The 14,532-nt window shown below is 41.1% G+C and carries 12 protein-coding genes and 2 tRNA genes; 5 read left to right on the top strand and 9 right to left on the bottom strand.

Annotation, left to right across the window (positions count from 1 at the left end):
* Positions 1-281: 281 nt before the first annotated feature.
* From JFU56_RS21150 to JFU56_RS21140, 3 genes are all read right to left on the bottom strand, one after another.
* Positions 282-4,484 carry a LamG domain-containing protein gene (locus JFU56_RS21150; protein ID WP_198439230.1) on the bottom strand — a complete coding sequence of 1,401 codons (4,203 nt, stop codon included), beginning with the start codon at positions 4,482-4,484 and terminating at the stop codon, positions 282-284.
* A gap of 167 nt (positions 4,485-4,651) precedes the next feature.
* A tRNA-His gene (locus tag JFU56_RS21145) sits at positions 4,652-4,727 on the bottom strand.
* A 39-nt stretch (positions 4,728-4,766) separates the two neighbouring features.
* Positions 4,767-4,843 (bottom strand) — tRNA-Arg (locus tag JFU56_RS21140).
* 241 nt (positions 4,844-5,084) lie between these two features.
* On the opposite strand from JFU56_RS21140, the gene JFU56_RS21135 reads away from it, so the two are divergent.
* The gene (locus tag JFU56_RS21135) at positions 5,085-5,504 is read left to right on the top strand and encodes a cytochrome c5 family protein (RefSeq protein WP_198439229.1); all 420 of its coding nucleotides are present in this window, start codon (positions 5,085-5,087) and stop codon (positions 5,502-5,504) included.
* Positions 5,505-5,676: 172 nt separating this feature from the next.
* Positions 5,677-7,050 (top strand): GGDEF domain-containing phosphodiesterase, encoded by a 1,374-nt coding sequence (locus JFU56_RS21130; protein ID WP_198439228.1) that lies wholly within the window; start codon positions 5,677-5,679, stop codon positions 7,048-7,050.
* A 30-nt stretch (positions 7,051-7,080) separates the two neighbouring features.
* Here the strand turns inward: JFU56_RS21130 and rep are convergent, their stop codons facing one another.
* From rep to rpmB, 3 genes are all read right to left on the bottom strand, one after another.
* Entirely contained in the window at positions 7,081-9,096 is a 2,016-nt protein-coding gene (gene rep / locus JFU56_RS21125; RefSeq protein ID WP_198439227.1) for a DNA helicase Rep, read from the bottom strand.
* A 124-nt stretch (positions 9,097-9,220) separates the two neighbouring features.
* Entirely contained in the window at positions 9,221-9,376 is a 156-nt protein-coding gene (gene rpmG, locus JFU56_RS21120) for a 50S ribosomal protein L33 (protein ID WP_017222427.1), read from the bottom strand.
* Between the two features lie 11 nt (positions 9,377-9,387).
* On the bottom strand, positions 9,388-9,624 hold the full coding sequence (rpmB, locus tag JFU56_RS21115; protein WP_019442412.1) for a 50S ribosomal protein L28: 237 nt from the start codon (positions 9,622-9,624) through the stop codon (positions 9,388-9,390).
* A 348-nt stretch (positions 9,625-9,972) separates the two neighbouring features.
* Between rpmB and JFU56_RS21110 the strand changes: the two genes are divergently transcribed.
* Positions 9,973-11,193 carry a cysteine desulfurase gene (locus JFU56_RS21110; RefSeq protein ID WP_198439226.1) on the top strand — a complete coding sequence of 407 codons (1,221 nt, stop codon included), beginning with the start codon at positions 9,973-9,975 and terminating at the stop codon, positions 11,191-11,193.
* 210 nt (positions 11,194-11,403) lie between these two features.
* Positions 11,404-11,790 carry a YgiW/YdeI family stress tolerance OB fold protein gene (locus tag JFU56_RS21105; RefSeq protein WP_198439225.1) on the top strand — a complete coding sequence of 129 codons (387 nt, stop codon included), beginning with the start codon at positions 11,404-11,406 and terminating at the stop codon, positions 11,788-11,790.
* On the opposite strand, the gene JFU56_RS21100 is transcribed toward JFU56_RS21105, so the two are convergent.
* Genes JFU56_RS21100 through JFU56_RS21090 form a run of 3 tightly spaced genes read right to left on the bottom strand, consistent with a single transcriptional unit; the run spans position 11,785 to position 14,170 of the window.
* On the bottom strand, positions 11,785-13,155 hold the full coding sequence (locus tag JFU56_RS21100; protein ID WP_198439224.1) for an ATP-binding protein: 1,371 nt from the start codon (positions 13,153-13,155) through the stop codon (positions 11,785-11,787). The two genes, JFU56_RS21105 and JFU56_RS21100, sit on opposite strands and share 6 nt — an antisense overlap.
* Entirely contained in the window at positions 13,152-13,811 is a 660-nt protein-coding gene (locus JFU56_RS21095; RefSeq protein WP_198439223.1) for a response regulator transcription factor, read from the bottom strand. The genes JFU56_RS21100 and JFU56_RS21095 overlap by 4 nt, the downstream gene beginning before the upstream one ends.
* A 2-nt stretch (positions 13,812-13,813) precedes the next feature.
* Positions 13,814-14,170, bottom strand: a complete 357-nt coding sequence (locus tag JFU56_RS21090; protein WP_198439222.1) for a PepSY domain-containing protein — start codon at positions 14,168-14,170, stop codon at positions 13,814-13,816.
* A gap of 52 nt (positions 14,171-14,222) precedes the next feature.
* On the opposite strand from JFU56_RS21090, the gene JFU56_RS21085 reads away from it, so the two are divergent.
* Positions 14,223-14,477 carry a PepSY domain-containing protein gene (locus tag JFU56_RS21085; RefSeq protein WP_198439221.1) on the top strand — a complete coding sequence of 85 codons (255 nt, stop codon included), beginning with the start codon at positions 14,223-14,225 and terminating at the stop codon, positions 14,475-14,477.
* Positions 14,478-14,532 lie beyond the last annotated feature (55 nt).

The raw sequence follows: 14,532 nt of genomic DNA, 5'->3' as shown, positions 1-14,532 counted from the left end.
GGTGATAGAGGATTCGAACCTCTGACCCCCTGGTCCCAAACCAGGTGCGCTACCAAGCTGCGCTAATCACCGAACATACAAGTTAGAATGCATCATTCTTAACAAGTGTGCGCATTATAGATATTGTGTGTAAGTCTGCAAGTCTTTTTAACCAAAAAGCACATATTTTGTTATTTTCAATTAAAAAGGGATGAATTCGAACAGCACTAGTGTAAAAAACAATCAAACCTTATTTAACTAACTCGATTTCACTTAGCTCTACTGCACTTATTATCAACATATTAATCAACTACTTTTCTTCTGTAGATAACGCGATCATTGCCACGATATAAGCCAAAGGTAGCAATGGCAAAAGGGTCATCATAACCAGTTACATTGTCCCAATCAAACTCCAACCAACTATGAGTATCATATAAGACATTAATAGTACCAGCGCTATCAGGATCTTGCGCATCGAGTTGAATAGATCGAGTTTCACCGTCAATAAATGGGCCTGTACCGCCTAGAGTATCGATATCAGGGCTAGACGAAAGCTTAGCGTCATCATAACTTAAGCAATTATCATCGGCAGAGACAATAAAATTATTACCATCAAAATATTCTACTTGCAGCTGCTGAGTAAGATTTACCATCTCTGGACCAAAGCTATTTTGCAATACTAGTCGGCCAAAGCGAATTTCCACAGTGTTATCGGAAGCACTATTAAATTTTGGCGTTTCAAAATAATCCCCATTATCACCCGACGCTTTAAACGTGATGCCATCAGAATCTTTAAATACATCAAAAGGTAGATCAAAGCTGGCATCGAAAGGAGCGATTTCACTATCTGCATCACGAATATAAACAAAGTTATCATTTTGAGATAATGTGTATGTTAACAATCCATTACCTAAATCAACGATATCACCGAGTTCAGGGAACTTACCAGTTAAAGCTAGGCCATTAGAGTGAGTTGTCACTGGTGCATTAAAACTAATCTTATTCTTATCATCAGTCTTCAAAAACATTAATTTAGCGAAGTCACCGGTATAATTTTTAGTTAGCTCGCCTTGTGTATTATGAGCAGTGATATTTAATACTGGTTTCGTTAAATATGTAATCGCACCGATAGTGTCATCCGTTTCATCCATTTGACCGCTATAAGCAAACGGGGAGTTAGCTCCACACGTAGCAAACAAAGTGCCATGCTCAATAACGATTTGCTGAAAGTTGTCAGGAATAAACCGACCAACATAAGGAGTTGTACCAGTAATTGGGCCGACACCGAGATAAGATGATGAACTCAAATTTGCCGTTAAATCTATAATACCAACTTCTGACCAAGACAAATTAGTCGTTTTCCCTTCACCTAAAGTAAAGCTCATAATTGTATTGCCCGATAAACTACCAAGCGAGCCACCAGAAGGGGCTACTAATTGATGAGTTAAAATAACCGTTTCCGCAGTATTTTCTTGGCCGAAATTTGGTGTCGCCTTATTATTACTTAAATCACGACCACTATCAGGTATTCCATCGTTGTCGTTATCTTGCCCAGCCTGCCACTGCACTGCGGTTACACTAGTCGTAAACTTCTCACCTGCTTTTTTATATTTTGCATCGGCGGCAGACTCAGCCTTAGGATTATCAGCAGCCTCAATAGAAAAACCAAAAGGCCGAACCACTAGACTATTACTGCTACCTTTCATGTAATCACCAGACGGATCGCCATCTACAGGTATATTATATCGCGCATGTAGCTGCACTTTACCTGCATCAGGATAAGTTAAATTAAAAGTTGCGGCGTTATTATCTTCATCACCAAAATCTAGGCTAACAGGGGTATTGGGGTTAGTTATCGTTGTACTATTAATTTTTACATTACTTTTGCAGGTAGCAGGCTCAATGCATTCAGCGGATAATTCAATCAGTGTCGTGCCGATAAGAGCGGCTTCACATACACCCGTTACAGTATTCTTTTTTATTGCTTGTAGGGCTAAAGTCGAACGATTATAGCCCACGTTTGACGGTTTTCCAGATAACTGTGTTGGAATACCATTCGAGCTTATGCTACTTGTAAACCGAAAACCTGAGTCAGCAAACGTCATTAAACAGGGGGTTCTACTGCTACCACCAACACATACAGTTGGATTTTCAGCCGTGATAGATGCATCCTCCACCGATAGAATAACTGAACCAGCAGTTGTATATGGAATACTCGCAGCACCTGTACCGGTAAAACTAATTTCATGAACAACTGAACTAGAGCCCAACGCTTTGACATCGAGAGTCACCGGCTTATTACTTAACGTTGAGCAGCTTGCATCCAAACAAGCATTGACCGTTATAATCTCAGCTTCACAGGTTAAACCATAACTATCGTGTTCAATTTCGAAATGATCTATTTTCGAAGGTTCTGAGGGACAAAATCGGTCTGTGCTACCATCATAATTTCTCTTATTATTCTGATTATCATAAATAAAACTTACGTCGGATTGAGATAATACTGAATTGTAAATCAGTAATTCATCGAGTTGACCAATAAAATACTTACTAATCCCATTATTATCGTTATTATTTTGATCTCTATTTTCAATTCGACCAATGCTTGAAAAAGTCGTACTAACAACACCAGATTCCGATTGAGCTCGACCATTAGGCCCTCTCACGCCGTCAACAAATACCTCAACAACATTATCATCGATATTTCGGGTCAATACCACGTGGTGCCATTCATTGTCGTTAACGTTACCGCTTGATACAGCTGCGGCACCATTACCTTTTTTGATGCCGATACGACCAGCACCGTCCAAATAGCCCCAAAAAATATCATTACCAGTTCCAATTTGTTCAACACCCAATATCCCAGGAGCTTGCCAAGCAGTATTATTTCCAGGTTGACTGGTTTTAATCCAAAACGAGAGGCTCGCGGAATCTTTTAGGTATTCATTAATACCACTAACGTTAATATAATCACCTGGATAACCTGGCTCACCTAGACCACTAAAGTTACCCGCCCTACATATCTGCCCTTCTGTATTATTAGTCGTTGTCGCCTTCCCAAAGGCCTGGCCATCATGGTTATGACTTAAATTATTATCGACTTCATTGGGCGTGCCGTCCCAACTCACTTCATCAAAGCGATATTCTAATACGGGCTCAGCTGCGGAACAAACAGCCGGTAGGCGCGTGCTACCATCAAAATTTCGCCCTAGCGATTCGTTTTGATAAATACTCGTTATCTGAGTAGAAGATAATTTTCCATCAAAAATTTTAAATTCATCCAACTGACCTTCAAAGTTTTGACTAGTGCTGAAATCACCACCAAAATCATCTTGTTCTTGACCAATAACTACTGCATTAGGATGCCTTACCGACAATGCGTCTGCATCATCAACACTAACACATTGTTGTGGTGCTCCATCAATAAATAAACATACACCATGACCTTCTCTTGTTACGACCAAGTGGTGCCAGGTATTATTTGTTAACTCAATATTACTTTCTATTTCTTTTTTATCATCCTTTATTTTAATATAAACAATATCCTTGCCCCCGCGATCGTCCCCTTCCCTTAGGAATATCTCTAATTCATCATCCTCATCATCTCTATCATCTCCTCCTAGCGCATGAAATATTTCTTGTTGCGTCTTATTTTCCGCAGTTTTAAACCAGACCGACACTGAAAAGTCATTTAAACCATCAACCGCACCGCTAGGCACATGAACCCAATCACTGGTACCATTTTCACTTAAATCGAGCGATGTATTGATTACAGCCTCATTTATCGGCTTTGACATGCCATTGGACATACCATTAAAATCACCAATTTGATCAATAACATCACCGTTATTTCCAGTGTAGCTACATTCGTCAAAACGATAGTCTAAAATAGGTTCGAGATCGACCGCCTTTCCCTTAACTTCAACACTTACGTAGTCAGTTCTAATTTTATTATCACGCCAACCTTTAACGTTATCATTTGAAACAACTAATAAAGTTATTTTATTATTGTTATTTTCATCAATGTAATTAGCGATATTTGCTGTAATAGTATGTGTTAAATCAACCTCAGCTGTTGTATTGCCTGAGTTATCAATTTCAACATAACCATTGCTGCTATAATTCCAAAGATATAACACAACACCATCGTCTTGATTATGTTTATCGTTAATACCCTTACCATTCCAAAAAAAGTCTAATCGCTGTATGTCAGCCTCTGCTTCATCTAACTCAAAGACATACCTAACCATCGGATAGGCATTATTTTGATTAGTCCAAATGATATTATTCGTATTATCATTTGTTGATACTCTTGTATATTCAAGACCTGAATATGCCCTTGTTGGAGAAGTATTGTCTGATGGTTTTTTGGTAAAGTTAATGCCGTCATAAGCAAAAGCATCAATTCCAGGACTGCGAGTAGCAAAATCATACGTTTTTGCGGCATGAATAGAAGATGAAAACAATATTACCGAAAAGACAAAGACAATTATTTTAAAAGGCATCTATAAGCTCCAAGCTTCAATTTCAATGAAACACAAGGTGACATAACGATATACCGAAATTAATAGTAATAACATATCGCCAGCAATATTTTGATTGTAAAGTATTAGAAAGCAAAAAGCCCGTAACACACTGAAGCATTACGGGCTTTTCTAAATCTGGTAGATAATGGGGCGACTGAAGGGATTTGAACCCTCGACAACCGGAATCACAATCCGGGGCTCTACCAACTGAGCTACAACCGCCATTTATCATTCATCAAGCTACGACTATAATAACTATAATGGTGCGTCCGAGAGGAGTCGAACCTCCGACCTCACCCTCCGGAGGGGCGCGCTCTATCCAACTGAGCTACGGACGCATAAACAATATCTTACGTCCAACAACGGATCTCGTCTAGGCAAATTCGGTTATTCGGTCGGAAAATGTCGTATCACCACGTAGCCTGTATCTTTTATAACCAAGTAAAATGCAACAAACACTGTTACAACTATTTAACCTAAGGCTAGGTAAGGATATAATGCCCAGCAGTACTAGGGATTAATTATAACAAAAGTCACCCACTGACTAACAATACCATTAATTAGGGAGCTAAAAAGAGCATGCATAAACTACGAAATATTCTAATCACTTTATCAGCATCATTGCTATTTGCATTCACTGTAAACGCAGGCCACAATTCTGCTGAGTCAGTTGCAGAACGTATTGCTCCTGTTGGCCAAGTATACCTACCAGGTGAACTTGCTCCTGTTGTTGCCAAAAGTTCAACACCAGCAGAACCGCGTTCAGGCGAACAAGTTTATACTGCGACTTGTAATATGTGTCATGGTAGTGGCCTTGCTGGCGCCCCAATTAAAGGTAATGCAGATCAGTGGGCACCGCGTATTGCTCAAGGAAAAGACACACTATATCGCCACGCAATCGAAGGCTTAAATGGTGTGATGCCGCCACGTGGTACTTGTGCTTCATGTTCTGATGATGAACTACAGGCCGCAGTTGATTACATGATCCAAGGTCTATAACACTACCCCAGAGTAATGTTATAACAAAAAATTATGACGCTAAGCCGTTATAAGACACAGACTTTCGATAGAGCCACTAATTTATTTAGTGGCTTTTTTTGACCCACAGTTATCCACTGCTAGACTTTATCACTATAAGACTTCGTTTTTTTAGTGATTAAAGACCATTAGGATGCCAATTGTGAACAAGGACCGTCTTTCAGTACATCAGCAACCACATACCACTAAACTCATCAGTTTGGCTTTGTCTCATTCATTGCGCACTCAGCGTGCTCTCTTTCTAACGCAGCTCAAATCCGCATTACAGCTATTGCAGCATACCCAACAGCGTTTTGTGTTATTACTGATAAAAGTCGATAACATCGCTGAAGTGGAACGTAATTTTGGCAGTGATCTCAGCAATAAATTAATCACCTCTATCCGTGAGCACTTACAATCATTAACCTCAAGTAATGATTGTTTAGTCAACTTGCAGGGTGATGAGTTCGCCTTACTAAAAACAGATATTAGCGATGCCGATAGCGCCGTAGACCTAGCCAAAGAGATCCAATCACAGTTTCGCTTTAGCTTTCAGGTTAGCCACTATAAAATTCTCTGCAGCAGTAGTATCGGCATTAGCTTACAGCAAGCACCACACTCCGTAAGTCAGGTACTAAAAGATGCCGATATCGCACTAAAAAATGCACAGCTGCAAGGCTTAGGCCATTATCATTTATCCACAGCGCTACCAACGCCAAGTCAAAACACCCAAGTCATACAGCAACAAGAAAAACTCACTCGAGCGATCATTAACAACGATATACAGCCTTACTACCAGCCGATCATTCAATTAAACAGCAATCAGCTGATTGGTTTTGAAGTCATTGCGCATTGGCATGAAGACAGCCGCAGTTGTAGCATTAGTCATAATGACCACAGTGGTGACAATAATCGTAGTTTTATCTCATTAGCAGAGAACACCGATATTATCATCGCCCTCGATCTGCATATTATTTATCAATCCTGCTTGCAGTTGAAGAAATGGCATGACTCACACGCTGATAATCAGCAGATCATGTTAACCATGAACTTATCCGCCAAGCACCTGATTTTGGATGGTGCCGTTGAACATTTAATTTTCATTATCCAGCAGCAACAAATACCACCAAATTGTTTGGTGCTTGAGTTTAGAGAGCACCAATGCATGGCGTACAATAAATTTGCTATCCGCGCACTGGAGAAATTGCGCCAAGTTGGTGTTCTGGTGGGGTTAGATGATTTTGGTAGTGGTTTTAGCTCACTCAATGCCTTCTTTAAATACCCGATTGATTTCGTCAAAATAGACAGCCACTTTACCAATCGCATGCTGATGTCAAAAAAGGACTTATCCTTGATCCGCGTGATCAGAGATATTAGCCATGATATGGGCTTCAAGGTGATTGTCGAAGGGATTGAAAGTCAGCAGCAGCATGCCAAACTAGTGGAGTTAGGCTGTGAGTTTGGCCAAGGTAATTATATCGCGAAACCAATGGATTATAGGCAAGTTAATCGCTTATTAGAGCTCTAATAAGCGATTTATTAACGTTACTTGTTAACGTTATTTATTAAAAAGCGCTCTAAGATTGGCGACACCACGTTTACCTTTCGCCTGTTTTTCTACTGGCGAATCCGCTTTTTTACGTAAATCCCATTCCAGATCATCTTGCGGTAACTCTAACAAGAAGCGGCTTGGCTCAGGTTTCACTACTTCACCAAATTGGCGACGCTCTTTGCATAACATCATGAACAGTACCTTTTGCGCTCGGGTAATACCCACATACGCTAAACGACGTTCTTCTTCGACATTTGGATCATCATCAATCGAACTTTGATGCGGCAAGATACCTTCTTCCATACCGACCATGAATACATACGGGTATTCCAGACCTTTAGAAGCATGGTACGTCATCAGTTGCACCTGATCAGAATCGTCTTCATCTTCATTACGCTCTAACATGTCACGCAACGTTAATCGAGTCACCACTTGTGCTAGCGTCATCTCTTCATCCAGATCATCACCTTTGAGCATTTCTGTTACCCAGCGATATAACTCAGAGACATTCTTCATGCGCATTTCAGCCGCTTTCGCACTGGTGCTGGTTTCGTATAGCCAATCTTCGTAATGAATATCACGCACCATATCGCGCACAGCATCGATACTATCGCTACGTTGCTCTTGGTCTGATAACTCAACTAACCAGCGGGTAAAGCCACGAACGGCAAGTAAACCACGCCCCGTTAATGTCTGCTCAAGTCCCATTTCAAAACTGGCCGCGAATAAACTGATATTACGCAGGTTGGCGTAATTACCGAGCTTTTCTAATGTTGTCGGGCCAATCTCACGACGCGGTACGTTCACTACGCGTAAAAAGGCATTATCGTCATCTGGATTCACTAACAAGCGTAAATACGCCATCATGTCTTTGATCTCGGCGCGCGAGAAGAATGACGTACCACCGCTGATTTTATACGGAATACGGTTAGTCATTAACGCTTTTTCAAATAATCGCGACTGATGGTTACCACGGTATAAGATGGCGTAATCTTTGTATTCACTACGCGCCATAAACTTATGCGCAAGCAGTTCTGATACTACTTTTTCAGCTTCATGCTCTTCGTTTTTAGTGGTGAATACTTTAATCGGTTCACCATAACTCAATTCACTGAATAGGCGTTTACTAAACTCATGCGGATTATTATCAATTAAGATATTGGCGGCTTTTAAAATACGCTGCGTCGAACGGTAGTTTTGCTCGAGCTTCACCACTTTCAAACCAGGGAAATCATTTTGTAGTAACGTCAGGTTTTCAGGTCGTGCGCCACGCCATGAATAAATAGACTGATCATCATCCCCTACCACGGTAAATTTAGCGCGCTGGCCTACGATCAGTTTCACCAATTCATATTGGCTGGTATTAGTATCTTGATACTCATCCACCAATAAATAACGGATCTTATTTTGCCAGCGTTCACGCACCTCATCATTCAAGCGTAATAACAACGTCGGCATCATGATCAAATCATCAAAGTCCAACGCATTATAGGCTTTCATGTGACGGAGGTAATCGTCATAACACTGAGCAAATAATTTGTCTTGTGGCATCTGCGCACGGGCAATTGCTTGTGGCGGCAGTACCAACTCATTCTTCCAATTCGAAATAGCGCTGCGTAATTGGTCGATAAGTTCTTTATCTTCTTCTAACGTCTCTTGTGTCAGCTCTTTTAATAGCGCTAATTGGTCTTGATCATCAAACAGGGTAAATGCCTGTTTGATACCTAAGGTTTTATATTCTTTACGAATAATGTTTAGCCCTAAGGTATGGAATGTTGAAACCATCAAGCCTTTAGCTTCTTTTTTACCTAACGTCTGAGCGATACGCTCTTTCATCTCACGCGCCGCTTTATTGGTAAAGGTTACCGCAGCAATATTCTTGGCATCATAACTACAGTTCTGTACTAGGTGGGCAATTTTAGTGGTAATTACACGCGTTTTACCACTGCCTGCACCAGCAAGTACCAAACATGGACCAGAAATATATTTAACAGCTTCATCCTGACGGGGATTCATTTTCATAAGGGCAACACCAGACTAAAACATTAGGAAAAGAGGTAGAGGTTAGATTGTAGCAAAATTTGCATACAAAAATGCCAGTTATAAATAACTGGCATTTTTTATACATCAAAAACGCAATCAAGTATTACTTGATTTTGCCTTCTTTGTAGATAACGTGCTTACGAACAACTGGATCAAACTTTTTGATTTCCATTTTTTCAGGCATGTTTTTTTTGTTCTTATCTGTAGTATAGAAGTGACCTGTACCAGCAGATGAATTCAAACGAATTTTATCGCGCATAATCTAGTTCCTTAAACCTTAACACCACGGGCACGCATTTCAGTTAAAACTGAATCAATACCTTTCTTATCGATAATACGCATACCTTTAGCAGTAAGACGTAATTTAACAAAGCGGTTTTCGCTCTCAACCCAAAAACGGTGTGAATGTAGGTTTGGCAAGAAACGGCGACGTGTGCGGTTTTTTGCGTGAGAAACGTTGTTACCAACAGCTGGTTTTTTACCAGTGACTTGGCATACTTTTGACATAGTGTGCTCCAATAACTTCAAATATAAGTGTCTACATAGTCGCATTTGAAGCTACTAGGTATACTTTTAAAGCTCGGTTTATACAGTAAAGCCAAACACAAATCAATAATAGTGCAAAATATCACCATCTTTAACTACAGACAAATCGCGCTAAAAACAGACTGCAACGGTGATTTTGTGAGCACAAATGCAATAAAACAGTTTAAAAGGTAAAAAAAAGGCCAAAAACAAGCAATAAAAATTAAATCATAATAATTGCAAAAACTATTTAAATTCACCGAAATGTACAAATGCGTAAGGCATTTTTTCAGGTTATAATCCCCACTCCTTGATAGTGAGTTTACCACCATGCTTAGCGATATTGAATTAATTAACCTCAGACAACAGTTCCCCGTATTATCCCAACAAGTAAACGATCATCCGTTAATTTATTTGGACAATGCAGCCACCAGTCAAAAGCCATTATCAGTGCTTGAGGCGATTAATACTTATTATCGTGATATCAACGCTAATGTCCACCGCGCATCGCACGCATTAAGTGCGCAAGCGACGTCGGCTTATGAAAATGCCCGTGATATCTGTGCGCAGTTTATCAATGCCAATAGCAGTAAAGAAATCATTTGGACCCGTGGCACCACCGAAGCCATAAATTTAATTGCCAATTGTTTAACGACAAGCATCCAAGCGGGTGATGAGATCATCATTTCGACCTTGGAGCATCACGCTAATATCGTGCCTTGGCAAATGCTCGCACAACGCACAGGCGCGATTATCAAGGTTATCCCGCTATTACCGTCTACAGACCTCGATATACAGGCCTATAAACAGCTCCTGAGCGCTAAAACCAAGTTAGTGGCAGTTAGCCATGTATCCAATGCAATCGGTACGGTGAACCCGATTGAGGAGATCATCGCATTAGCGAAACAAGTCGGTGCTAAAGTATTAATCGACGGCGCTCAAGCTATTTCGCATTGGGATGTTGACGTACAAGCGCTGGGCTGTGATTTTTATGTGTTCTCTGGACATAAAATGTATGGCCCAACCGGTATCGGCGTGCTCTGGGGCAAAGAACAAGCATTAAATCAATTACCGCCGTGGCAAGGTGGTGGCGAGATGATTAAAGCCGTGAGTTTTGAACACACCACGTATAACGAATTACCGTTTAAATTCGAAGCCGGAACCCCAAATATAGCTGGAGCGATTAGCCTAGCCCGCGCCATGACATTTTTAAACAGTTATGACCGTCAAGCACTAGCAAGCCACGAGGCTACATTGCTGGCGTACACCACGGCTGAACTGGAAAAGATGCCACGAATTAAAATCATTGGCTCACCGCAGCACCGCGCAGGCGGCGTCAGTTTTATTATTGGTGACGCTCATAATGGCGATGTCGGTATGTTACTCGACTTACAAGGTATCGCCGTGCGTACTGGGCATCACTGCGCCCAACCCTTGATGCACAGCCTAAAACTATCCGGCACCATACGCGTTTCTCTAGCCATTTATAACACCAAAGCAGAAATCGATTTTTTCATTAAAGCATTGAATGAGCTACTCGACTTACTCTAATCACGCGTTATAAGAGCGTCGCTATAAAACGTGAAAACAAAGCCATCTCCAAACATGTACTGAATATGAACAACGCACTCAGATTGTATTCAGTATCAATGTTGTTTAATAGCATCATCAACATTGATTAGGCGCTGCGGCTACGACGACAACGGCAATAGCAGCAGCAATAACAACAAACGAAAGCCGCAGGTTTTCAGGAGATTTAAGATGCTAAAGAAAACAATTATCGCACTCGCAGCAACGATCGTTATGTTACCAACATTAGCAATGGCAAAAGGTAATGGCCATGATGAGCACAACAAACAATCGATTAATTACACAGGCCCAGCAATGAACGTCACGACAGTAGAGGAAAACCTAGAAAACATAGGCAGTTTCAGCGAAGCTAACGTGGTATTGGAAGGTCAGTTAATCCACCAAATCAGCGCAGACAAATACATGTTCGCCGACGCTACAGGCCAAGTTATTGTTGAACTTGACGATGATATCAAGCTACCAGTAGCCATTGATAACAACACCAAGCTACGCATCTTTGGTGAATTTGAAGGTGGTTCGACACCTGAAGTAGAAGTCGAAAGTATCAAGCTTTTATAAACGGTTTCGTAGCGGCAATGCTAATTGCGCCGCTAAACCGCCAAGCGATGCGCGCTGTAATACCAACTTGCCTTGATACATCAGCGCCATTTCTGCTGCGATATTAAGCCCTAGGCCATGACCTGGGGTTTGTTCGTCTAAACGTTGACCACGATCCAATACCAACTGACAATCTGCGTCACTCATACCAGGACCATCATCCGCAATCGTCATTTGCAGTAAGCCGTCAACCACAACCGCTGAGATAACAATACGTGATGTCGCCCATTTATATGCATTCTCAATCAAATTACCAGCCATTTCATCAAAGTCACGGCCATCAACAGCAACTGTTAACGCCTCGTCAAAGGTAAGTTCAACGGCAATATTACGGCTAGCATACAAACGTGAAAAAGCCGACACGGCACTGCTACATTGTTGGTGCGGGCTGCATTTAGCGCCTAATAACTGCTTCGCCGCTATTTGCGAGGATGATAAATGGTATTCAATATGTTGGCGCATTTGCTGTAGCTGTTGTTGCAACAAAAGTCGTTGTGGCGGTTGCGGCAGAGCCAATTCATTTTGCATAATACTCAAAGGTGTTTTTAATGCGTGCGCCATATTACCGGCATTGGTACGCGCCTTTTCTAGCAACTGCTGATGATGTACCAACAAGCGGTTAATATCTTTAACCAGTGGATCGATTTCTTGCGGATAATGGTGCTGAAAATGCGCTTTATCGCCATTTTCAATTTCAGCTAGCTCTTTTCGCAATGTCGTTAACGGCCGTAAACCCCAAGTTAATTGCAATAAGATCAAAAGCATAACAGCCAGCGCCAATAGTCCAAGGCCGATTAATAAACTGCGATTAACGCCCTGTAATGCGAGCGTTAAACTGCTACTTTCTTGTGCCACAGAAACCCAAAAAAACATTTCACTATCAGGTAATTTTACTTTCTGTTGCAGCACCATAAGTGCTTTGCCAGTAGGGCCTTCCGTCACAAAGTCATCAAGACCAAATTCATTATTCAAATGACTAAAAGTCAGTTGTTTTTCCCATAATGAACGCGAGCGTTTCAACACTTGATTATCGGTTTGGATTTGCCAATAAAGTCCCGAATAAGGTTGGTTAAATCGCGGTTCGGACAAGGAGTTAATCGGCATGACATCAAAGGGCATATAGCGATTAGCGGAATCTAGCGTGGGCGGTTGCACTTCAAGGCGACTTAATAATTCGTCTAGCGATAAGGTTAATTTGGTCACCAATTCGCTACGTAAATAGTCTTGCATGTAACGCTGCACGGTAAACCCAGTGATCAGGATCAGCACCACGCAACAGCCACCTGCAGCAAACAATAATCTATTTTTTAATGAAAAACGTTTCAATCCAGTGCGATCCTATAACCTAATCCTCGTACCGTTTCGATCATTTTACTGCCGAGTTTTTTACGTAATCGGCCAACAAATACTTCGATAGTATTGGAATCACGATCAAAATCTTGCGCGTAAATATGTTCAATCAAGGTAGCCCGAGAGACCACTTGACCAAGGTGGAGCATTAAATAACTCAGCACCTTAAACTCATGCGCCGTCAGCGTCACGCTCAAACCAGCGTTAGTGACCGTTGATGCCGAGATATCTAAACGAATATCGCCAACGGTAACAATCGACGACGCTTTGCCTGCTGCACGGCGTACTAAAGCCTGTAAACGTGCAACGAGCTCACCCATTTGGAAAGGCTTTGCGAGGTAATCATCAGCGCCCGCGTTCAAGCCTTCAATCTTTTCGTGTAATAACGACCGCGCGGTAAGAATAATAACGGGCATCGCCAAATTTTCAGCGCGCCATTTTTTCAATACCGTTAAACCATCAATTTTAGGCAAGCCCAGATCGAGCACTACGGCATCATAAGTTTCGGTCGAGCCCATAAAATGCGCCTCTTCACCATCATAAGCACAATCAACGATAAAGCCCTGTGCAGTTAATTGCTGCTGCATTTGTTGGGCTAGTTGCGGTTCATCTTCAACGATTAATACTTTCATGCTTACCTATTCTGATTAAAAAAACGTTCGAGTTTATGACCTTTAATGGCTAACAAACGGAACGTTTTAGCGTCAAAGTCTGCTTTGACCACATTACGATCGGCATCGAGAATTTTGATTTCGTATATCCAAATATCATCTTCACTGTAATCATCGTCTTTTTCTAGTTCGACTTTAATTACTCGACCGTTAAAATCACGCTCAATAATGGCGAGTAAATCAATAAACGGACTGATCTCTTTCGCCTTCACCGCTGCCGTGACTTCGTCAAGATCTTCTTCGTATTCGATATGCGGCATTGCCACACTTTGCCATGACATAAAGATTAGCATGACAGTTAATAAAATTCGTATTTTCATAGGTTATAGAGTACCGTTGTTTAAATGAATAGAACATTAACAGGGTCAAATTTTGCTAAAATATTATTACTTAATACTGATTTTACTAAGTCCAGCAACACTTGCTAATCCTGCGAATGATCAGCCAGAAAAATCCATCGCGCAAGTGATTGAACTGCTTGTTGAACAAGGTTTTCATGATATTTCTAAAGTTGAATTTGATTATGACGATAATCGCTATGAAATTAAAGCGCGTAACGCTAACAACGAAAAAGTTGAAATAGAACTGACTACCACAGGTCAATTTATCTCAGTCGAAGAAGATTAATTATCCCCTGCCAGACCACATCTGGTAGCTACTACAAGAATAATCAGGAATATTC

Origin of the sequence: Moritella sp. F3, assembly GCF_015082335.1 — a bacterium.
GTDB lineage: Bacteria > Pseudomonadota > Gammaproteobacteria > Enterobacterales > Moritellaceae > Moritella.
The sequence above is the reverse complement of the archived record's forward strand: the minus strand, read 5'-3'. Positions and strand labels throughout refer to the sequence as shown.

Bases quoted from the DNA above. Each gene is read 5' to 3' on its own strand.
- JFU56_RS21150 (WP_198439230.1), bottom strand. From the start codon at position 4,484: ATGCCTTTTAAAATAATTGTCTTTGTCTTTTCGGTAATATTGTTTTCA.
- JFU56_RS21135 (WP_198439229.1), top strand. From the start codon at position 5,085: ATGCATAAACTACGAAATATTCTAATCACTTTATCAGCATCATTGCTA.
- JFU56_RS21130 (WP_198439228.1), top strand. From the start codon at position 5,677: ATGCCAATTGTGAACAAGGACCGTCTTTCAGTACATCAGCAACCACAT.
- rep (WP_198439227.1), bottom strand. From the start codon at position 9,096: ATGAAAATGAATCCCCGTCAGGATGAAGCTGTTAAATATATTTCTGGT.
- rpmG (WP_017222427.1), bottom strand. From the start codon at position 9,376: ATGCGCGATAAAATTCGTTTGAATTCATCTGCTGGTACAGGTCACTTC.
- rpmB (WP_019442412.1), bottom strand. From the start codon at position 9,624: ATGTCAAAAGTATGCCAAGTCACTGGTAAAAAACCAGCTGTTGGTAAC.
- JFU56_RS21110 (WP_198439226.1), top strand. From the start codon at position 9,973: ATGCTTAGCGATATTGAATTAATTAACCTCAGACAACAGTTCCCCGTA.
- JFU56_RS21105 (WP_198439225.1), top strand. From the start codon at position 11,404: ATGCTAAAGAAAACAATTATCGCACTCGCAGCAACGATCGTTATGTTA.
- JFU56_RS21095 (WP_198439223.1), bottom strand. From the start codon at position 13,811: ATGAAAGTATTAATCGTTGAAGATGAACCGCAACTAGCCCAACAAATG.
- JFU56_RS21090 (WP_198439222.1), bottom strand. From the start codon at position 14,170: ATGAAAATACGAATTTTATTAACTGTCATGCTAATCTTTATGTCATGG.